Below are 19,643 nucleotides of genomic sequence, written 5' to 3'. Positions count from 1 at the left end.
AAAACAGCGGCGGCTTCAGGCCGCCGTCGTCGCATGCAGCGTCAGGAAACGCTTGAGGATGCCCGACGAATAGCTGCTCGCGATCGCCGACAGGAAGTGCGAGAACGACTGCGTCGCATGATCATCGGCCGTATCGGAGATCGTGCGCACGAGCGCGAACGGCACGTCGTGCTCCGCGCACACCTGCGCGATCGCGGCGCCTTCCATCTCGACCGCGAGCGCATCCGGCAGCGCGTCGCGCAGCGCGACGACCTCGCGCTCGCTCGACACGAAACGATCGCCGCTGATGATGAGCCCCGCATGCAGCGTCGCACCGGCCAGGCCGAAGCGCGCGGCGAACTGCGCGCCCTCTTCCTCGACGAACTGCGTGCACGCCGCCCGCAGGCTGGCGCTCAGCGCCGCGTCGGTCGCGAAACGCGTGATGCCGAGCAGCGGCACCTCGTAGCGCGGAAAGAGCGGCGACGCATCGAGATCGTGCTGCAGCAGCGTGTCGGCCACGACGACATCGCCCACGCGCACCGTGCGCGACACGCCGCCCGCCACGCCGGTGAACACGACGCCCGCCACGCCGAACACGTGGATCAGCGCGCTGACCGTCGCGGCGGCCGCGACCTTGCCGACCCGTGCGAGCGTCACGACGCAGGCCGCGCCGTGCACGGTGCCGACGTGATAATCGCGACGGCCGAGCGTGACCGTCTTCATCGCGCCGTCGGCGCGCATCGCGGCGATCAGGTCGCCGAGTTCCTCGGGCAGCGCGGCCAGAATGCCGAGCGGGCGGGCCGCAGGCGTCACATCCAGGTCGATGCCCATCATTCCACCGCCTGCAGTTTCGCGACCGCGAGCGCGAGCCACTTCTCGCCGTGCCGCTTGAATTTCACCTGCGCCTTCGCATCGGTGCCGTTGCCCTCGAGCGCGGTGACCGTGCCTTCGCCGAACTTGGTGTGGAACACCTGCTGACCGACCCGGAAGCCGGCATCGGCGGCGCGCTGCTTGTCCGCGAACGCGGGCAGCGGCGCGGATACGGCCGGGTCGACGATCTGCTCGCGACTGCCGCCGCCCGGCCGCGCGAACCAGTCGCGCCCGTATCCGGCGTTGTCCGACCGGCCGCCCCAGCGCGAACCGGCCTCGACCTTCGGCGTCAGCCACTTCAACACGTGCTCGGGCAGTTCGTCGAAGAAGCGCGAGCGCACGTTGTAGCGCGTCTGGCCGTGCAGCATCCGGCTCTGCGCGAACGACAGGTAGAGCCGCTCCTTCGCACGCGTGATCGCGACGTACATCAGCCGGCGCTCTTCCTCGAGGCCGTCGGATTCGAGCACGCTGTTCTCGTGCGGGAACAGCCCTTCCTCGAGGCCCGTGATGAACACGGCCGAGAATTCGAGCCCCTTCGCCGCGTGCACCGTCATCAGCTGCACGGCGTCCTGCCCGGCCTGCGCCTGGTTGTCGCCGGCCTCCAGCGACGCATGCGACAGGAAGCCGGCGAGCGGCGTCATCGTGTCGGGATTCTGTGCCGGGTCGGCGGGAGATACCGGGTCGAGCACGTCGAGCGCCGGATCGTCCGTCGCGGTGCCGAGCTCGGGCGCCGCGATCGCGCCCGCGCGCAGCGGGATCGAACGGGCCGGCGTGTCGAGCCCGTAGCCTTCCTCGGCGATGAACGCGGTGGCCGCGTTCACGAGTTCCTGCAAGTTCTCGAGACGATCCTGGCCTTCGCGCTCGCCCTGGTAGAAATCGGCGAGGCCGCTGGCGCGCACGATGTGCTCGACGGTGTCGGGCAGGTTCATGTGCTGCGTGTCGGCGCGCATCTTCGCGACCAGGTTCGCGAACCCGCCGAGGCTCGTGCCGGCCTTGCCCGTCACGTACGGAATCGCGGCGGCCATCGAGCAGCCGTACAGGCGCGCGGCGTCGGCCAGCTGCTCGATCGAGCGCGCGCCGATGCCGCGGGTCGGGAAGTTCACGACGCGCACGAACGCGGTGTCGTCGTTCGGGTTGTCGATCAGGCGCAGGTACGCGAGCGCATGCTTCACTTCCTGGCGCTCGAAGAAGCGCAGGCCGCCGTACACGCGGTACGGGATGCCCGACGACATCAGCGTGTGCTCGATCGAGCGCGACTGCGCGTTGCTGCGGTACAGGACGGCCACTTCGCTGCGCGCCATCCCGGTGTTGATCAGCGAGCGGATCTCCTCGACGATCCAGCCGGCTTCCTGCGAATCGGTGCTCGCTTCGTACACGCGCACGGGCTCGCCGTGGCCCGCATCGGTGCGCAGGTTCTTGCCGAGGCGGTGCGCGTTGTTCGAGATCAGCTGGTTCGCCGCGTCGAGGATGTTGCCGTGCGACCGGTAGTTCTGCTCGAGCTTGATCAGGTTGCGCACGCGGAATTCGTCTTCGAAGTCGCGCATGTTGCCGACGTTCGCGCCGCGGAACGCGTAGATCGACTGGTCGTCGTCGCCGACCGCGAAGATCGCGTTTTCGCCGCCCGCGAGCATCTTGAGCCACGCGTACTGCAGCTTGTTGGTGTCCTGGAACTCGTCGACGAGGATGTGCCGGAAGCGCGCCTGGTAGTGCGCGCGCAGCGGCGCGTTGTACGCGAGCAGTTCGTAGCAGCGCAGCAGCAGCTCGGGGAAATCGACCACGCCCTCACGCTGGCACTGCTGGTCGTACGCCTGATACAGCTCGACGAACTTGCGGTTGAAGTTGTCGGACGCATCGACCTTGTCGGGACGCAGCCCCTGCTCCTTCGCGTTGTTGATGAAGTACTGCACGTTCTTCGGCGGGTACTTTTCATCATCGACGTTCGCCGCCTTCATCAGCCGCTTGATCGCGGACAGCTGGTCGGCCGTATCGAGGATCTGGAAGGTCTGCGGCAGGCCGGCGTCACGCCAGTGCGTGCGCAGCATCCGGTTGCACAGGCCGTGGAACGTGCCGATCCACATCCCGCGCGTGTCGATCGGCATCATCGCCGACAGGCGCGCCATCATTTCGCGCGCGGCCTTGTTCGTGAAGGTCACGGCGAGCACGGTGGGCGGCGACGCGTAGCCCTGCTGGATCAGCCACGCGATGCGGGTGATCAGCACGCGGGTCTTGCCGCTGCCCGCCCCTGCGAGGATCAGCGCCGGTTCGTTCGGCAACGTGACGGCGGCGAGTTGTTCGGGGTTCAGATTGGCGAGCAGGTCGGGCATGGAGCGGCAGCGAACGGGCGAGAAAAATGCGGACCCGACATTATAAGTCGGCCGCGCGATGCCGTTCCCGATCCGTTCGGCGGCACGTCACGGACGTGCTGCGGCGGCGTCCCGAGAGGCCTGCGCCGGCAAGGCGATGGCTGGTCGATGTGCATCCATTTATAATTGTCAGATTCGGCATCCAATTCACGCATTTTTCGGCAGATTTCCAACATGAGCGACAACACGCTTGCGAAGAGCTTCGAGCCCCACACCATCGAGTCCCAATGGGGGCCGGAGTGGGAAAAACGCGGCTACGCGGCCCCGGCCTTCGATCCGGCCCGCCCCGATTTCTCGATCCAGTTGCCGCCGCCGAACGTGACGGGCACGCTGCACATGGGCCACGCGTTCAACCAGACGATCATGGACGGCCTCACCCGCTACCACCGGATGCTCGGCGAGAACACGCTGTGGGTGCCCGGCACCGACCACGCGGGGATCGCAACCCAGATCGTCGTCGAGCGCCAGCTCGACGCGCAGGGTGTGTCGCGCCACGACCTCGGCCGCGAGAAGTTCGTCGAGCGCGTGTGGGAATGGAAGGAAAAATCGGGTTCGACGATCACCGGCCAGGTGCGCCGCCTCGGCGCATCGCCCGACTGGTCGCGCGAATACTTCACGATGGACGACAAGATGTCGGCCGCCGTGCGCGACGTGTTCGTCACGCTCTTTGAACAGGGCCTGATCTACCGCGGCAAGCGGCTCGTCAACTGGGATCCGGTGCTGCTGACCGCCGTGTCGGACCTCGAAGTCGTGAGCGAAGAGGAAAACGGCCACCTGTGGCACATCCGCTACCCGCTCGTCGACGGCTCGGGCTCGCTGACCGTGGCCACGACGCGCCCGGAAACGATGCTCGGCGACGTCGCGCTGATGGTCCACCCGGAAGACGAGCGCTACGCGCACCTGATCGGCAAGCTCGTCACGCTGCCGCTGACGGGCCGCGAGATCCCGGTGATCGCCGACGACTACGTCGACCGCGAGTTCGGCACGGGCGTCGTGAAGGTCACGCCCGCGCACGACTTCAACGACTACCAGGTCGGCCAGCGCCACAAGCTCGCGCCGATCGAGATCCTGACGCTCGACGCGAAGATCAACGACAACGGCCCCGAGCAGTATCGCGGCCTCGACCGCTTCGACGCGCGCAAGGCGATCGTCGCCGACCTCGACGCGGAAGGCTTCCTCGACTCGGTGAAACCGCACAAGCTGATGGTGCCGCGCGGCGACCGCACGGGCGTCGTGATCGAGCCGATGCTGACCGACCAGTGGTTCGTCGCGATGACGAAGCCGGCGCCGGAAGGCACGTTCAACCCCGGCAAGTCGATCACGGAAACGTCGCTCGACGTCGTGCGCAACGGCCAGATCAAGTTCGTCCCCGAAAACTGGACGACCACCTACTACCAGTGGCTCGAGAACATCCAGGACTGGTGCATCTCGCGCCAGCTGTGGTGGGGCCACCAGATTCCCGCGTGGTACGGCGAGAACGGCGAGGTGTTCGTCGCGCGCAACGAGGAAGAAGCGCGCGCGCAGGCTGCCGCGAAGGGTTACACGGGTGCGCTGAAGCGCGACGAAGACGTGCTCGACACGTGGTTCTCGTCGGCGCTCGTGCCGTTCTCGTCGCTCGGCTGGCCGAACGAAACGCCTGAACTGAAGCACTTCCTGCCGTCGTCGGTGCTCGTCACGGGCTTCGACATCATCTTCTTCTGGGTCGCCCGGATGGTGATGATGACCACGCACTTCACGGGCAAGGTGCCGTTCCACACCGTCTACGTGCACGGCCTCGTGCGCGACGCGGAAGGCCAGAAGATGTCGAAGAGCAAGGGCAACACGCTCGACCCGATCGACATCGTCGACGGCATCGACCTCGACACGCTGGTCGCGAAGCGCACGACGGGCCTGATGAACCCGAAGCAGGCCGCGACGATCGAGAAGAAGACGCGCAAGGAATTCCCGGACGGCATCGCCGCGTTCGGCACCGACGCGCTGCGCTTCACGATGGCGTCGATGGCGACGCTCGGCCGCAACGTGAACTTCGACCTCGCGCGCTGCGAAGGCTATCGCAACTTCTGCAACAAGCTGTGGAACGCCACGCGCTTCGTGCTGATGAACTGCGAAGGCCACGACTGCGGCAGCGACAAGCCGGAAGTCTGCGGCGCGGGCGATTGCGGCCCGGGCGGCTACCTCGACTTCTCGGCGGCTGACCGCTGGATCGTGTCGCTGCTGCAGCGCACGGAGGCCGACATCGCGAAGGGCTTCGCCGATTACCGCTTCGACAACATCGCCAGCGGCATTTACAAGTTCGTGTGGGACGAGTACTGCGACTGGTATCTCGAACTCGCGAAAGTGCAGATCCAGAACGGCACGCCGGAACAGCAGCGCGCGACGCGCCGCACGCTGCTGCGCGTGCTCGAGACGGTGCTGCGCCTCGCGCATCCGATCATCCCGTTCATCACCGAAGCGCTCTGGCAGAAGGTCGCGCCGCTCGCCGGCCGTTATCCGCAAGGCAAGGCCGAAGGCGAAGCGTCGCTGATGACGCAGGCATACCCGGTCGCGAACCTGCAGAAGATCGACGAGGTGTCCGAACAGTGGGCGGCCGACCTGAAGGCGATCGTCGACGCATGCCGCAACCTGCGCGGCGAGATGAGCCTGTCGCCGGCCACCAAGGTGCCGCTGCTCGCAGCCGGCGATGCCGAGCGCCTGCGCTCGTTCGCGCCGTACGTTCAGGCCCTCGCGCGCCTGTCGGAAGTGCAGATCCTCGCGGACGAAGCGACGCTCGACAAGGAAGCGCACGGCGCGCCGATCGCGATCGTCGGGCCGAACAAGCTGGTGCTGAAGGTCGAGATCGACGTCGCGGCCGAACGCGAGCGCCTGTCGAAGGAAATCACGCGCCTGACGAACGAGATCACGAAGTGCAATGCGAAGCTCGGCAACGAGGCATTCGTCGCGAAAGCGCCGCCGGCCGTGGTCGAACAGGAGCAGAAGCGCGTCGCGGAATTCCAGAGCACGCTCGAGAAACTGCGCGCTCAGCTCGATCGGTTGCCTGCGTAACAAAGGGTAAGGTCGTTTGCGTTCACTATAATGGGGACGTGAACATAGACCATCTGACAAGTCGATTACAGGAATAAAGGTTCGATCATGTTGAAAGTTACCAAGGCAGTGTTCCCCGTTGCTGGTCTCGGCACGCGGTTCCTCCCGGCAACGAAAGCGAGCCCCAAGGAAATGCTGCCGGTCGTCGACAAGCCGCTGATCCAGTACGCGGTTGAAGAAGCGATCGCCGCCGGCATCACCGAGATGATCTTCGTCACCGGGCGCAGCAAGCGCGCGATCGAGGACCACTTCGACAAGTCGTACGAGGTCGAGGCCGAACTCGAGGCGCGCGGCAAGGAAAAGCTGCTCGAACTGGTGCGCAGCATCAAGCCGAGCCATGTCGACTGCTTCTACGTGCGCCAGCCGGAAGCGCTCGGCCTCGGCCATGCGGTGCTGTGCGCGGAAAAGCTGGTGGCCGACAACCCGTTCGCGGTGATCCTCGCGGACGACCTGCTCGACGGCAACCCGCCCGTGATGAAGCAGATGGTCGACGTGTTCGACCACTATCACAGCTCGGTGATCGGCGTCGAGGAGATCCCGCCGTCGGAGACGAAGTCGTACGGGATCGTCGACGGCAAGGAGTGGGAAGAGTCGATCGTCAAGATGTCGGCGATCGTCGAGAAGCCGGCGCCGGAAGTCGCGCCGTCGAACCTCGGCGTGGTCGGCCGCTACATCCTGAAGCCGCGGATCTTCGAGCACCTGCGCGCGCTGAAGCCCGGCGCGGGCGGCGAGCTGCAGCTCACCGACGCGATCCAGGCGCTGCTCGCCGATGAGCAAGTGCTGGCCTACAAGTACCAGGGCACGCGCTACGACTGCGGCAGCAAGCTCGGCTACCTGAAGGCGACGGTCGAATTCGCGCTGCGCCACGCGGAAGTCGGCGCGGAGTTCGACGCGTACCTGCGCACGCGCGACGGCGCACATCCGGCCGCCTGAACGCGGCAAGGGCAAGGCCCCGCTCCGGCGGGCCCGCCCTCACCTCACCGGCCGACGCTCAGCGCGCTTCGACCGGCTTCACCGAGACGACGCCCGGCATCCCGCCCGCGTCGTCTTTTTTCGTCTTGACGAGCCAGCCGCCGCCGTCGCCGAACGGCACCTTCGCGAGCGCGCTCTTCACGAGCGCAGGCGCGGCCTGCTGCGTGCCGGGATCGCGATCGCGCAGCGCGGCCGATACGCGGTAGACGTCGGCGCCCGATTTCGCGTCGACGAAGCGCAGCGTCAGCACATGGCGATACACGCGGCCCATGAACGGCAGCGCGAACGGCGCCGGCCCGTCGACCGTCACGCATGCGCTGCTCGCGGCCCCGCACCCGTCGGCGATCGCCGCGACCGAGGCCGGCTGCGTCGCATACGCGATCGACAGCCGGTAGCGCGCGGCCGCGAGCGGCTTCGCATCGAAGCCGCGGTGCGCGAGTTCGTCGCGCACGAGCGTCTCGATCTGCCGGTATTCGGCATCATCGGCCTGCGCGGCCGTCCGCACGAAATCGTAGCCGTGCGCGCCGGATGCGAACGCGTTCGGCTGCCCGACCGCACTGACGCCGCTCGTCACGCCGGCGCAACCCGTCAACAGCGACGCCGCCAGCGCGGTCGCTGCCCATTCCTTTCTCATGGCTTTCCCCAAATGCCTGCCGTCGCGCCCGGCCCTGTCAGGCGGACGGCTCGTCGATCGCGGGCAGCGACACCGTCACCGCGGTGCCGACACCCACCTCGCTGTCGACCGACACGCTGCCCCCATGGCGCGTGACGACCGTCTTCACGAATGCCATGCCGAGCCCGGAGCCCGAGATTTCGGGCCGCTCGCCGGCATGGAATCGCTTGAAACGCTCGAACAGATGCCGCTGATCTTCCGGCGCAATGCCGTATCCCTGATCGCGAATCGTACAGAACATCCGTTTCGACGCGTGCTCGACCGCCAGCGTACACGTGATCACGGTATCGGACGGACTGTATTTGACTGCGTTGTTCAGCAGGTTCACGAACGCGCGCGTGATCAGCGAGCGGTCCGCGCGCACCCAGCACATGTCGGTGCCGACGTCGGTGTCGACGCGAATGTGCTTCGCCTGCGCCTGCGGCCACACCTCGTCGCTCGCATCGATCAGCACGTCGACGAGGCTCGTCACCTCGAGCTGGTACACCTGCGACTCCGCGCGCGCCAGCTGCACGAACTCGTCGGCCAGCGACAGCGCGCGGTGCGCATAGCGCTCGATCCGCGCGAGCAGCCCGCGCATCGCGTCGGTCTCGGCGCGGTCGCGCTCGATCTCGACGAGCGCGAGAATCGACGACTGCGGCGAGCGCATGTCATGCGACAACAGGTGCAGCGCTTCCTCGCGCTGCCGCTCGGCCGCGTGCAGTTCGGTCACGTCGACGAGGCCGGCGATCCAGCCCGTCACGCGGCCCTGCGCGTTCGTGCACGCCGCGTAGCGTAGCAGATGGTCGAGCCCGTCACGATCGCGCACCTCGATGCCGCGCGCCATCGCGTCGTGCTCGGCCTCGAGCGTCGGGTCGAGTGCCGCCGGCCAGTGTTCGCGGATCACCGCGTCGTGTTCGGCGTTGCCGTCGACGGTCTTCATGAAGGTCAGCTCGCCGAGCGCGGTGCGCAGCGGCCGGCCTTCCGGCAGCGGCAGCGACAGGCGCGACCCGTAGCGCTTGGCCGCATGGTTCGCGATCAGCACGGTGCCGGCCAGGTCGGTCACGAAGATCGGCTCGGGCATGCTGTCGAGGCTGTCCCACACGAAGCGCTTCATGTCCTGCACGCGCTGCGCGGCTTGCGCCATCAGCGCCATCTGTCGCTCCAGCACGTCGCCGCCGACGCTGCGCGTGCGCGGCGCCTCGGGCAGCAGGTGCGGCTCGTCGGCGAGCCGCTGCAGCTCGCGGCGCAGATACGACATCGTCATTTCCAGGCGCCGCCAGTTCCAGATCGGGTAGACGGCGACCAGCCCGAAGATCGCGGGTGCCGGCGACAGCCAGATGCGTGCTTCGAACAGCAGCGCCATGCTCGCGACGACGGCCAGCGCGGCCAGGCTCAGCGTCAGCAGCAGCGCGCGCCACGGCGACAGCATCAGGAAGCCGCCCAGCAGCGCGGCGAGCGGCAGCAGCGACGCGACGAACAGCCCGGCGGGCGACGCCGGCGAGATCGCGCTGCCGGTCGCCAGCATGTCGAGCACGTTGGCATGGATATACACGCCGGCGAGCGGCCCGAACTCGCCGGACACGGGCGTGGCGAAGCGGTCGTACAGCCCCGACGCCGTCACGCCGACGACGACGATCTTGCCGCGCAGCGCGTCGGGTTTCACGCGCCCTTCGAGGACGTCGTCGAACGACAGCGTCGGATACGCGGGCGTGTTGCGGCTGAACGGGACCAGGTAGCGGCCCTCGCCCGCCGCATCGCGCGACAGGTCGTGCGCATCCGCGCCAGGCACGCCGCCGACCGGGTGCAGCCGGCCGGCCTGGATCGCGCGGTAGACGGGCACCATCAGCTGCGGCCAGCGCACGCGGCCGTCGCTTTCGTACAGCGCCACGCTGCGTACGATGCCGTCGCGGTCGACTTCGAGGTTGATGTGGCCGAGCCCGACCGCGCGCGCCGCGAGCGCGGCCACCGGCGGATCGACCGCGCGCGTGCCGTCCGCCTGCTCGGGGCTCAGCAGCACGGGCAGGAAGGTCGGCACGTGGGTCATGGCGTCCGCGAACGCGCGATCTTCCGGCGACGGTTCGGTAAACAGCACGTCGTAGACGACGGCGGCCGGCTGCGCGCGCGCCAGCGTGTCGAGCAGCCGTGCATGCACGTCGCGCGACCACGGCCAGCGGCCGAGCGCGGACACGCTCTGGTTGTCGATGTCGACGACGACCACGTCGGGTGACAGCGGCAGGCTGCGCAGCATCAGCAGCCGGTCGTAGATCAGGCCGTCGACGCTCGCCGACAGCCGGCCGAGCGCGCACGCGAGGATCACCGCGATCCCGAGGCAGCCGATCGCGATCCATTCGATCAGGAAGCGGCGGCCGAGGCGCCGCCGCGGAGAAACGGAATCGGGTTTCATGCGCCGCGGATCAGCGCGACAGCGTGAACGCGCTGACCGGACTGGTCTTCTCGTAGAACTTGCCGCCTTCGAACTCCTCGACGGTCACGGCCCAGAAATACTCGCCCGGCGGCAGGTGCGCGACGGTGATCTGGCGCGTATGCAGGCCGACCTGGTCGACGACCGGCGCGCTCAGGTCCTTCGAGCGCGACAGCACGAACCGGTAGCGCGCACCCTCGCCCGAACCGTTCGGCGACCAGCGGAACTCGTAGCCGCCGGCGCCGGGCGACGCGCTCGCGTCGAGCCCCATCACGCGGCGTTCGAACGCGTACGTCCGCGGCCGGCCCTCGAGGCCGTTCGCATCGATCGCGGCGACCCGCACGAAGTAGTTCCCGTTCGGCACGTCGCGGAAGACCGCGCGCGGCGAATCGGTGCGCGTTTCACGGAACAGGTCGAGCAGCCCGGCGTCGTGCGCGAGTTGCACGCGGTACGCATGCGCGTCGGCGAGCGGCGCGACGTCGAAGGCGACCTCGGGCTCGTCCTGCACCTTGTCGGGATGCGCGAGCGCCGGCGCGGGCAGCAGCTCGACGGGCGCCCCGACCGCGCCAGACGACGTCGCGACGCTGCCGAAATTCGCATGCACGAGCGTCGGATCGGCGGGCTTCCGGCCGCCCGCGACGCCGACGGTGCCGTCGAGCACTTCGACACGCGTCGACGCACTGCCGGCCGCGTCGTAGTTCACGCGAAAGTGCGTGCCGCGCACGCCGGCCACGACCGACGGCGACCGGATCTGGAAGCGGTCGTCGCGTTTCTTCAGATGGGTGACCTCGCTGTCGACCGAGCCGCGCGTGAGTTCGAACTCACGATCGAGCGTGCCGGTCAGCACCGTGCGGCGCAGCGCCTTCAGGTCGAGCTGGCTGTCGGGCGGCAGGCTCATGTGCGTGCCGTCGGCGAGCTCGAGCGTCACGAAGCCGTTCGGGCCCGTGCGCACGCGGTCGCCCTCGGCGAGCGTCGCGTCGTTCGCGAGCGGCGCAAAAGCATCGCCGGACGCGCGTTCGGCCGTGCCCTGCACCGCGACGACGCGAGCGGTCAGCTTTTCCTTGCGCAGGCGCGCCACCGGCAGCTTCAGCGCGATGCCGGGCTGCAGGTGCTTCGGCGCGGGCACGCCGTTGATCTGTTGCAGCAGTTGCCAGTCGTCCGCGCCCTGCAGATAGCGCGCGGCGACGTCGTACAGCGTGTCGCCCGCCTGCGTGCGGTAGACGACCATCTTGCCCGCCGCCGCGGGCGGCTGGGCCGTCGCATGCTGCGCGGCGAACGCAAACGCGACCGCGCAGGCTGCGCGCAGCGCGACCGTGCGCAGGTTCGCCGTGCGCTGCGTGATTCCCGTGGTCACTCCGGTTCTCCCTGCCCGACCCGTTCGAGCCGGTAGCCGTAGCCGTAGATCGGCGCGAGGCGATAACCGTTTTCGGGCCGCAGGCCGAGCTTGGTGCGCAGCATCGAGATGTGCGTATCCATCGTGCGCGACGGGATGTCGGTCGCCTGCTTCCACACGAGATCGAGAATGTGCGCGCGCGACAGCGGCCGGTCGAGGTGCTGGAACAGCAGCAGCGCGAGTTCGAATTCCTTCTGCGTGAGGCTCACGGCCTTGTCGCCGACGTAGGCCTGCTTCAGGTTCACGTCGAAACGGAATTGATCGAATTCGCGAACGGTGGCCTCGGCGTTGACCGGATACGCGCGCCGCAGCAGCGAGCCGATGCGCGCGCGCAGGATCGGGCCCGACACCGGCTTGACCACGTAGTCGTCGGCGCCGGCGTTGAGGATCTGCGTGATCCCCGCCTCGTCGTCACGGCTCGTCATGAAGATGATCGGCAGGCTGTGCTCGGTCTGATTGGCGCGCACCCACTTCAGCACTTCCTCGCCGGACATGTCGGGCACGTTCCAGTCGAGCACCAGCAGATCGAACGTCTCGCGCTGCAGGCGCTTCTTCAGGGCCTTGCCTTCCTTGAACGCGTAGCACGTATGGCCAACGGCCGTCAGCGTTTGACTGACGAAATCCGTCTGGGCCGGATCGTCATCCAGTACAGCAATTCTCATAGCACCCCGCAAATCGAAATCGATTCGTCCTGTTCAGCTCCCCGCCCCACCCGGCCGCGCAGCACGTGCGCGGCTTCCGGACACCGGCCGGCGAGCCGTCGTTCGCCGCTCGCGCCACCTGCGCAAACCGGCGACCCCAGCCAAATATCTCAAAAACGGGGTACGGACGAACCGGCGATTTCATCATAGTAGTATGAAATTCGCCAATAAATTGCGCGGACTACCGTCTTTTCTTCGAATAATCCTACCCACCGCGCAATCGAGCGCCTAATCGGCGCCCGTGATGCCCGCCACTGGCTCGACAGCATCGTCGGACGGCACGCAATGCGCCAGCGGCTCCGGACGCGCCGGCTGGGCAAGCATCCGCTGCAGCTGGCCGCGCACGCGCTCCCACGCGGTGGCCGCGTAGTCCGGCTGGCTCGCTGCCCACGCCTGCGCCAGATCGAACACACGCTCGATCGTCGCACCGCAGTAGGTCAGGCCCGAGCCGTCGTCCTGCGCGGCATCGCGCAGCCGTTCGTCGAGCCACTCGGCCAGCCACGGCATCTCGGCCGCGGCGGAATCCGCGTAGGCTTCCAGCGCGGCACGCGCGTGGCGATCCTGTTGCGGGTCGAGCTCGATACGGCTCAGTCCCGATACGCTGCGTTCCGCTCCGGACGGACTTCGAATGGTCCCTGGTCTGAAGGACATGTCCTCTCCCCGTTGTACGACGGTAGCATCAGGCATGGCCCCCGTGCCCGCCGTACGACGTACCGTGGCCGGCGCATCCGCTGGGAGCGGACGACCGGCCGGGTCAGTATACGCAGCCGATCACGCAGCGAGGTTTAAGAATTGTCAGAAAAGTGTGACCGGCGCCAGGCGCTGCCGGCACCGTGATACGGGCCGTCAGCGACGGCGCATCAGGAACACGAAGGTCTTGTCCTGCGTCGTCGATTCGACGATCTCGTTGCCCGTCTGCTTCGCGAACGCCGCGAAATCGCGCTGCGAGCCGGGATCGGTCGCGAGCACCTTGAGGATTTGCCCGCTTTCCATATCGGCGAGCGCTTTCTTGGCACGCAGGATCGGCAACGGGCAATTGAGCCCGCGCGCGTCCACTTCCTTGTGAATCTGCATCGGCTGTCGACCTTCGAATGACGCGCCGTTCAAGGCGCGGAGAGAAGCCGCGATTTTACCGCAGCGCCGCCGTGCCTGCCCGGGCCGCCCGCGGCCCGGCGCTCGCGGACACCCAGCTCAGTTGCCCGAAAAGCCGCCCGCGAGCCGTTCGCGCAGGTGCCGCACGAGCGCGCGCACCGCGCTCGGTACGACCGGGCTGTACGGACGGATCGCGAAGATGTGGTCGCCGAACGCGCCCGACGGCCGCCAGCCGTCGAGCAGCGCGACCAGCCGGCCGGCGTCGAGATCGCGCTGCGCGCTGAAATCCGGCAGCAGCGCGATGCCGAGCCCGCCGAGCGCGGCCTCGCGCATCGCCTCGCTGTTGTTCGCCGCGAAGCTGCCGCGCACCGGCACGCTCACGCGCTCGCGCCGCCTGCCGTGCGGCTCGAAGCTCCATGCGGCCGGCTCGTTGTCGCGCAGGTAGCACAGGCAACTGTGCTCGACGAGCTCGCTCGGGTGGCGCGGCGCGCCGCGCGCGTCGAGATAGTCGCGGCTCGCGACGAGCAGCGAGCGCGTGTCGCACAGCTTCCACGCGACGTGGGTCTGCGGCGCGGTGGTCGTATGGCGGATCGCGAGGTCGAAACCCTCCTGCGTCAGCGAATGCAGCCGGTCCGACAGGTCGAGCTCGATCTGCACGCCCGGATGCTGCCGCAGGAAATCGGGCAGGTGCGGCACGACCTGCTGGCGCCCGAGCGCGACCGGCACCGTCAGGCGCAGCAGGCCGCGCGGCTCGCCGGCCAGGTCCTTCACGCGCGCGAAGTGCTGCCCGATCGACTCGAACGCGTCGCGCGTGCTGTCGACGAGCGTCTGGCCAGCGTCGGTGAGCCGCACGCTGCGCGTCGTGCGCCGCACGAGCGGCACGCCGGCGGCCTTTTCGAGATCGGCGATGCGCTGGCTCATCGCGGCCTTGCTGATGCCGAGCCGCTGCGCGGCGGCCGTGAAACTGCCGGCCGCGGCCAGCACCGTCAGCGAATGGATATGCGGCCAGAGCGCCTGGACATTTTGCTGATTCATCCGGTGATTATTCAGAATTCTGAACAGTGAATCAAGCTGAGCGGCCTTCTCCCGCCCCGCCCGTTTGCCTAGACTGGGCGCTGTCCACCCTCACCCGATCCCCCAGGAGACACGATGAATCCGGTTCCCGCGTACACCTCCGACGCCGACGTCGGCCACTATGTCGACGGCGCGCCCATCGCCGGCCGCAGCGGCCGCTTCCAGGACGTCCTCAACCCGGCGCTCGGCCGCGCGGTGCGCCGCGTGGCGCTCGCCGACGACAGCGAAGTGCAGCAGGCCGTCGCGTCGGCCCACGCCGCGTTCCCGGCCTGGGCCGCGACGCCGCCGATCCGCCGCGCGCGCGTGCTGCACCGCTTCCTGCAACTGATGAACGAGCACCGCGACACCCTCGCGGCGATCATCACGGCCGAGCACGGCAAGGTGTTCTCCGATGCGCAGGGCGAAGTCGCGCGCGGCATCGACATCATCGAATTCGCGTGCGGCGTGCCGCAGCTGCTGAAGGGCGACTTCACCGACCAGGTCAGCACCGGCATCGACAACTGGACGATGCGCCAGCCGCTCGGCGTCGTCGCGGGCATCACGCCGTTCAACTTCCCGTGCATGGTGCCGTGCTGGATGTTCCCGGTCGCGATCGCGACGGGCAACACGTTCGTGCTGAAGCCGAGCGAGCGCGACCCGTCGGCGGCCCTGTTCATCGCCGACCTGCTCACGCAGGCCGGTCTCCCGGCCGGCGTGTTCAACGTCGTGCAGGGCGACAAGGGCGCGGTCGACGCGCTGCTCGACCACCCCGACGTGCAGGCCGTCAGCTTCGTCGGCTCGACGCCGATCGCGGCATACGTGCAGCAGCGTGCCGTGCAATCGGGCAAGCGTGTGCAGGCACTCGGCGGCGCGAAGAACCACCTCGTCGTCATGCCCGACGCGAACCTCGAGCAGGCCGTCGATGCACTGATCGGCGCCGCGTACGGCTCGGCCGGCGAGCGCTGCATGGCGATCAGCGTCGCGGTGCTGGTGGGCGACATCGCGGACCAGATCGTGCCGCTGGTGGCCGAGCGCGCGCGCAAGCTGGTGATCGGCGACGGCATGTCGCCGGAAGTCGAGATGGGCCCGATCGTCACCGGCGACGCGCTGAAGCGCATCGAAGGCTATATCGAGCAAGGCGTGAACGAAGGCGCGCAACTGGTGGTCGACGGCCGCGGGCTGCGCGTGCCGGGCCGCGAGGCCGGCTTCTTCACCGGCGGCACGCTGTTCGATCACGTGACGCCCGACATGCGCATCTACCAGGAAGAAATCTTCGGGCCCGTGCTCGGCTGCGTGCGCGTGAAGGATTTCGGCGAGGCGGTCGACCTGATCAACGCGCATGAATTCGGCAACGGCGTGTCGTGCTTCACGAGCGACGGCGGCATCGCGCGCGAGTTCGCGCGGCGCATCCAGGTCGGCATGGTCGGCATCAACGTGCCGATTCCGGTGCCGATGGCATGGCATGGCTTCGGCGGCTGGAAGAAGAGCCTGTTCGGCGACATGCACGCGTACGGCGAGGAAGGCGTGCGCTTCTACACGCGCCAGAAGTCGGTGATGCAGCGCTGGTCGTCGAGCATCGGCAAGGGTGCCGAATTCGCGATGCCGACCGCGAAGTAACCGCCTGACGGTACACCGCCCGCTGCGCTGTCGCGCGGGCGGCACACCAGCAACACCGGCAGGAGGCGTCAGCCGGCCTGCGTGCCGTGCGCGCCGTCGGCGGTCGGCAGGTACGACAGTTCGAGCCGGTACGCGAGCGCGACGAACAGGCTCTGCGCAAGACCCATCGTGGCCGTCAGCGCGCGGAAGCCGAACGTCGCGCTGTCCTGCACCATCAGCGTCACCTCGGCCTCCCGCGCCAGCGGGCTCATCCGGCTGTCGGTGATCGCGATCAGCCGTGCGCCGCGCTGCACGGCCTGCTGCGCGACCTGCACGGTTTCCTCCGCATACGGCATGAACGAGATGACGATCATCACGTCGCCCTCGCGCACCGAGCGGATCTGCCCGAGATGCATGCTGCCGAGCGCGCTGAACAGCCCGATGCGCTTGTCGGTGTGCTGCAGCGCGTAATCGAGATACACGGCAATCGGAAACGCGCGCCGCGAGCCCGCGATCCAGATCGCCTGCGTATCGGCGAGCAGGTCGACGGCCTGCGCGAGCGCCTGCGAGTCGAGCGTCTGCCGCAGCTGCTGCATCCCGGCAATGCTGCCCTTGATGAATTCGTCGGCGATCTGCTCGGGCTGCAGGCTCGACGAGCCCGATTCGATCACGTCGCGCAGCCGCAGGTTGTACGCGCGCCCCGGCGCGATCTGCTGCGCGAGCCCTTCGCGGAACAGCTTCTGCATCTCGGAGAAGCCGGAAAAGCCGAAATGCTTCGCGAAGCGCACGACGGCCGACGGCTGGACGCCGCACGCCTGCGCGAGCGTCTGGATGCCTTCCAGGCCAAGCTGGTCCCGATGCGTTTCCACGTGGCGCGCAATCACCTTCAGGCGATTGCTGAGGCCGTCGTACTCCTGCGTCAGGTGCTGCAGGAACTGCTCGACGGTGGCGGGAGGTTTCTCGGATGAACTCATCGGATAGCGCGAAGTTGACGGCCCCGATGTGCGCGCGATACTGGGGGGCGCGGCCCGGGACTCGACTGGATACATGCATGAAGGGCGAATTTAATCACGTTTGCGACGCGGCCCGCGCCGCGTGCTCGCTCCCACGCGCTCGATCATCACTTGCCTACGCTCCACGGCAACACTGGAAGCGATTGTCCAACGCTCACGCGGCGTCGTAAAGATTAGGGTGTCTACCAACGCCGGCCGACGGCGCAAAGCCTTGCGCGACGGGCGCGCGGCGCACTGCAGCCGGCCCGTCGCGCGCGGTTCGACCGGTTCAACGATAGTCGACCCACACGCCGCCCGCATCGGCGGAGCGCACGCAGTTCTCGACCCAGCGCACGCCTTCCACGCCCGCATGGACGTCCGGATAGCGGATGTTCTTCAGTGCCGCGACGTCGCCGCGGTCGGCCGCATCCATCGCGAGCGCGAAGCGCGCATACAGGTTCGACCAGGCCTCGAACAGCCCTTCCGGATGCCCGGCGCCGATGCGATCCTCGCGCAATGCATGCGGATGCAGATAACCCATTCCGCGATCGAGCACCTGCGCCGGCTGCCCCTGCACTTCGTAGCGCAGCTGGTTCGGATGCTCGTCCCACCACTCGACGCTCGCCTTCGAGCCGATCACGCGCACCTTCTGGCTGTGCATCGAGCCCGCGTTCACCGCGCTCGACCACACGTAGCCGACCGCACCCGTGTCGTATTCCATGATCGTGAACGCGTTGTCTTCCAGCGGCGCGCGGCTCTTCACGAAGCTCTGCCGCGAACACATCAGGCGCCGGATCTTCAGCTCGGGCGCCATCACCTCGGAGATGTACAGCGGATGCGTGCCGATGTCGCCGAGCACGTAGCTCGGGCCCGCGAACTTCGGGTCGACGCGCCAGCGCGCAGCCGCGCTCGCGGCCTCGACACCCTCGCTGTGGAACCCGTGCGCGAACTGCATCTGCACGATGCGGATCTCGCCGAGATCGCCGCGCGCGATCATCTCGCGCGCCTGCTCGATCATCTGGTGTCCGGAATAACCGTACGCGACGCCGACGATCCGGTTCTTCTCGACCGACAGCCGCTGCAGCGCCTCGGCCTCCTCGGTCGTGAAGCACAGCGGCTTCTCGCAGACCACGTGCAGCCCCGCGTTCAGCGCGGCGCGGCAGATCTCGAAGTGCGTGTTGTTCGGCGTCGCGATCGAGACCGCGCGAATGCCGTCCGGGCGGCGCGCCTCGGCGTCGAACATCGTCGCGTAGTCGGGATAGCAGCGCTCGGCCGCGACGCCGAGCTTCACGCCGAACTGGCGGCCGCGTTCGGGATCGATGTCGAACGCGCCGGCGACCAGCTGGAAGCTGCCGTCGCGCAGCGCGGCCGACCGGTGGCTGTAGCCGATCTGGCTGCCGAGCCCGCCGCCGACCATGCCCCAGCGAATCGAATGTCCAAGCAGAATCTGTCCGTCAATCATGATGAGGGTGTTCCTGGTCCGTGTTCAGTTCAGGGTGGGCGTGATGCGGTGGATCACGCGAAGCCGGCCGATGCGAGAAACGCGCGGCTCGCGGCGACGTCGCGCAGGCTCGTGCCGGCATTGCGCGGGTCGCGCTCCTGCTCGATCGTGATGTATCCCGCGTAGCCGATGTCGTCGAGCGCGTGCCGGATCGACCGGTAGTCGAGCACGCCGGTGCCGATCGGGCACATCACGCCGCGCGCGCACGCGGCGAAGAACGCGATGTGCTCGCCCATCACCGCGTCGTACACGGCCGCGTCGATGTCCTTGAAATGCACGTAGTCGAGGCGCGCCGCGTGGCGGCGCAGCCAGGCTTCCGGATCCATGCCCGAGTAGTACAGGTGGCCCGTGTCGAGACAGAGGCCGGCCATGCCGGCCGGAATGTCGGCGACGATCCGGTCGATCTCGTCCGCGAACTCGATGTAGCCGCCCGCATGCGGATGAATCACCGTGCGCACGCCGAATTCGTCGCGCGCGATCGTCGCGATCTGCCGGATGTGGTCGACCATCGCCGCCCAGCTGTCGTCCGACAGCCGCGGCGCGCGATCGCCGTGGCCGGCCGCGTAGTCGCGTTCGTCGTGGCCCCAGTCCATCACGACGAGGTACGGCGCCGCGTAGCGCTGGCCGTCCTGCGTCGGCAGCTTCGGCAGCCGCGTGATCAGCGCGCAGATCTCGCGCGTCTGGCGCAACAGGTTCGGCAGGCTCTCAGGCGACACGAGATCGTCGAAGATCGTGCCGGCGGTGATGCTCAGGCGTTGCCGCTCGAGCTCGGCGCTCACCACGTCGAGTTCGAGCGGGATGTAGCCGTACGGCCCGAGCTCGATGCCCGAGTAGCCGGCCTCGGCGGCTTCGGCAAGCACCTGCCGCCACGGCGGCAGGTGCGGGTTCTTCACGTCGTCGACACCCCAGCAGCACGGTGCGCAACCCATCTTCATCGTCATGTCGGTCAGTCCGGCAAGTAGGCGGCTGCGGT

The 19,643-nt window shown here is 68.1% G+C and carries 15 protein-coding genes; 3 read left to right on the top strand and 12 right to left on the bottom strand.

Annotated elements, in window-relative coordinates:
- Positions 1–15 precede the first annotated feature (15 nt).
- Entirely contained in the window at positions 16–813 is a 798-nt protein-coding gene (locus CFB45_RS07890) for a 5'-methylthioadenosine/adenosylhomocysteine nucleosidase (protein ID WP_089425182.1), read from the bottom strand.
- Positions 810–3,173 (bottom strand): UvrD-helicase domain-containing protein, encoded by a 2,364-nt coding sequence (locus tag CFB45_RS07885; protein WP_089425181.1) that lies wholly within the window; start codon positions 3,171–3,173, stop codon positions 810–812. Before CFB45_RS07885 ends, CFB45_RS07890 begins: the two co-directional genes overlap by 4 nt.
- Before the next feature lie 213 nt (positions 3,174–3,386).
- On the opposite strand from CFB45_RS07885, the gene CFB45_RS07875 reads away from it, so the two are divergent.
- Both CFB45_RS07875 and galU read left to right on the top strand, forming a co-directional pair.
- A complete protein-coding gene (locus tag CFB45_RS07875) occupies positions 3,387–6,254 on the top strand; it encodes a valine--tRNA ligase (RefSeq protein WP_089425180.1) in 2,868 nt (955 codons plus the stop codon).
- A gap of 87 nt (positions 6,255–6,341) precedes the next feature.
- A complete protein-coding gene (gene galU / locus CFB45_RS07870; protein WP_089425179.1) occupies positions 6,342–7,226 on the top strand; it encodes a UTP--glucose-1-phosphate uridylyltransferase GalU in 885 nt (294 codons plus the stop codon).
- Between the two features lie 58 nt (positions 7,227–7,284).
- Here the strand turns inward: galU and CFB45_RS07865 are convergent, their stop codons facing one another.
- The 7 genes from CFB45_RS07865 to CFB45_RS07835 form a co-directional block, all read right to left on the bottom strand.
- Entirely contained in the window at positions 7,285–7,899 is a 615-nt protein-coding gene (locus tag CFB45_RS07865) for a DUF4136 domain-containing protein (RefSeq protein ID WP_089425178.1), read from the bottom strand.
- 37 nt (positions 7,900–7,936) lie between these two features.
- Positions 7,937–10,324 carry a CHASE2 domain-containing protein gene (locus CFB45_RS07860; protein ID WP_089425177.1) on the bottom strand — a complete coding sequence of 796 codons (2,388 nt, stop codon included), beginning with the start codon at positions 10,322–10,324 and terminating at the stop codon, positions 7,937–7,939.
- Positions 10,325–10,334: 10 nt separating this feature from the next.
- A complete protein-coding gene (locus tag CFB45_RS07855; protein WP_089425176.1) occupies positions 10,335–11,696 on the bottom strand; it encodes a FecR family protein in 1,362 nt (453 codons plus the stop codon).
- Positions 11,693–12,397 carry a response regulator transcription factor gene (locus CFB45_RS07850; RefSeq protein ID WP_006490421.1) on the bottom strand — a complete coding sequence of 235 codons (705 nt, stop codon included), beginning with the start codon at positions 12,395–12,397 and terminating at the stop codon, positions 11,693–11,695. The genes CFB45_RS07855 and CFB45_RS07850 overlap by 4 nt, the downstream gene beginning before the upstream one ends.
- Before the next feature lie 267 nt (positions 12,398–12,664).
- Entirely contained in the window at positions 12,665–13,087 is a 423-nt protein-coding gene (locus CFB45_RS07845) for a peptidase (protein WP_089425175.1), read from the bottom strand.
- Positions 13,088–13,282: 195 nt separating this feature from the next.
- The gene (locus CFB45_RS07840) at positions 13,283–13,510 is read right to left on the bottom strand and encodes a sulfurtransferase TusA family protein (RefSeq protein WP_006402122.1); all 228 of its coding nucleotides are present in this window, start codon (positions 13,508–13,510) and stop codon (positions 13,283–13,285) included.
- 117 nt (positions 13,511–13,627) lie between these two features.
- Positions 13,628–14,563, bottom strand: coding sequence for a LysR family transcriptional regulator (locus CFB45_RS07835; protein WP_089425174.1), 936 nt, complete (start codon positions 14,561–14,563; stop codon positions 13,628–13,630).
- Positions 14,564–14,677: 114 nt separating this feature from the next.
- Between CFB45_RS07835 and CFB45_RS07830 the strand changes: the two genes are divergently transcribed.
- Complete coding sequence (locus tag CFB45_RS07830; protein WP_089425173.1) at positions 14,678–16,198, top strand: CoA-acylating methylmalonate-semialdehyde dehydrogenase; 1,521 nt, start codon at positions 14,678–14,680, stop codon at positions 16,196–16,198.
- 68 nt (positions 16,199–16,266) lie between these two features.
- On the opposite strand, the gene CFB45_RS07825 is transcribed toward CFB45_RS07830, so the two are convergent.
- The 3 genes from CFB45_RS07825 to CFB45_RS07815 form a co-directional block, all read right to left on the bottom strand.
- A complete protein-coding gene (locus CFB45_RS07825; protein ID WP_089425172.1) occupies positions 16,267–17,151 on the bottom strand; it encodes a MurR/RpiR family transcriptional regulator in 885 nt (294 codons plus the stop codon).
- 307 nt (positions 17,152–17,458) lie between these two features.
- On the bottom strand, positions 17,459–18,631 hold the full coding sequence (locus CFB45_RS07820) for a Gfo/Idh/MocA family protein (protein ID WP_089425171.1): 1,173 nt from the start codon (positions 18,629–18,631) through the stop codon (positions 17,459–17,461).
- A gap of 53 nt (positions 18,632–18,684) precedes the next feature.
- A complete protein-coding gene (locus tag CFB45_RS07815) occupies positions 18,685–19,611 on the bottom strand; it encodes a TIM barrel protein (protein ID WP_089425170.1) in 927 nt (308 codons plus the stop codon).
- Between the last annotated feature and the right edge of the window lie 32 nt (positions 19,612–19,643).

It is taken from the genome of Burkholderia sp. HI2500 (assembly GCF_002223055.1).
Taxonomy (GTDB): Bacteria; Pseudomonadota; Gammaproteobacteria; order Burkholderiales; family Burkholderiaceae; genus Burkholderia.
Note: the sequence above shows the minus strand (reverse complement) of the source record. Positions and strands in the feature narration are given on the sequence as shown.

Bases quoted from the DNA above. Each gene is read 5' to 3' on its own strand.
- CFB45_RS07825 (WP_089425172.1), bottom strand. From the start codon at position 17,151: ATGAGTTCATCCGAGAAACCTCCCGCCACCGTCGAGCAGTTCCTGCAG.
- CFB45_RS07815 (WP_089425170.1), bottom strand. From the start codon at position 19,611: ATGACGATGAAGATGGGTTGCGCACCGTGCTGCTGGGGTGTCGACGAC.
- CFB45_RS07820 (WP_089425171.1), bottom strand. From the start codon at position 18,631: ATGATTGACGGACAGATTCTGCTTGGACATTCGATTCGCTGGGGCATG.
- CFB45_RS07830 (WP_089425173.1), top strand. From the start codon at position 14,678: ATGAATCCGGTTCCCGCGTACACCTCCGACGCCGACGTCGGCCACTAT.
- CFB45_RS07845 (WP_089425175.1), bottom strand. From the start codon at position 13,087: ATGTCCTTCAGACCAGGGACCATTCGAAGTCCGTCCGGAGCGGAACGC.
- CFB45_RS07875 (WP_089425180.1), top strand. From the start codon at position 3,387: ATGAGCGACAACACGCTTGCGAAGAGCTTCGAGCCCCACACCATCGAG.
- galU (WP_089425179.1), top strand. From the start codon at position 6,342: ATGTTGAAAGTTACCAAGGCAGTGTTCCCCGTTGCTGGTCTCGGCACG.
- CFB45_RS07890 (WP_089425182.1), bottom strand. From the start codon at position 813: ATGATGGGCATCGACCTGGATGTGACGCCTGCGGCCCGCCCGCTCGGC.
- CFB45_RS07850 (WP_006490421.1), bottom strand. From the start codon at position 12,397: ATGAGAATTGCTGTACTGGATGACGATCCGGCCCAGACGGATTTCGTC.
- CFB45_RS07860 (WP_089425177.1), bottom strand. From the start codon at position 10,324: ATGAAACCCGATTCCGTTTCTCCGCGGCGGCGCCTCGGCCGCCGCTTC.
- CFB45_RS07865 (WP_089425178.1), bottom strand. From the start codon at position 7,899: ATGAGAAAGGAATGGGCAGCGACCGCGCTGGCGGCGTCGCTGTTGACG.
- CFB45_RS07835 (WP_089425174.1), bottom strand. From the start codon at position 14,563: ATGAATCAGCAAAATGTCCAGGCGCTCTGGCCGCATATCCATTCGCTG.
- CFB45_RS07840 (WP_006402122.1), bottom strand. From the start codon at position 13,510: ATGCAGATTCACAAGGAAGTGGACGCGCGCGGGCTCAATTGCCCGTTG.
- CFB45_RS07885 (WP_089425181.1), bottom strand. From the start codon at position 3,173: ATGCCCGACCTGCTCGCCAATCTGAACCCCGAACAACTCGCCGCCGTC.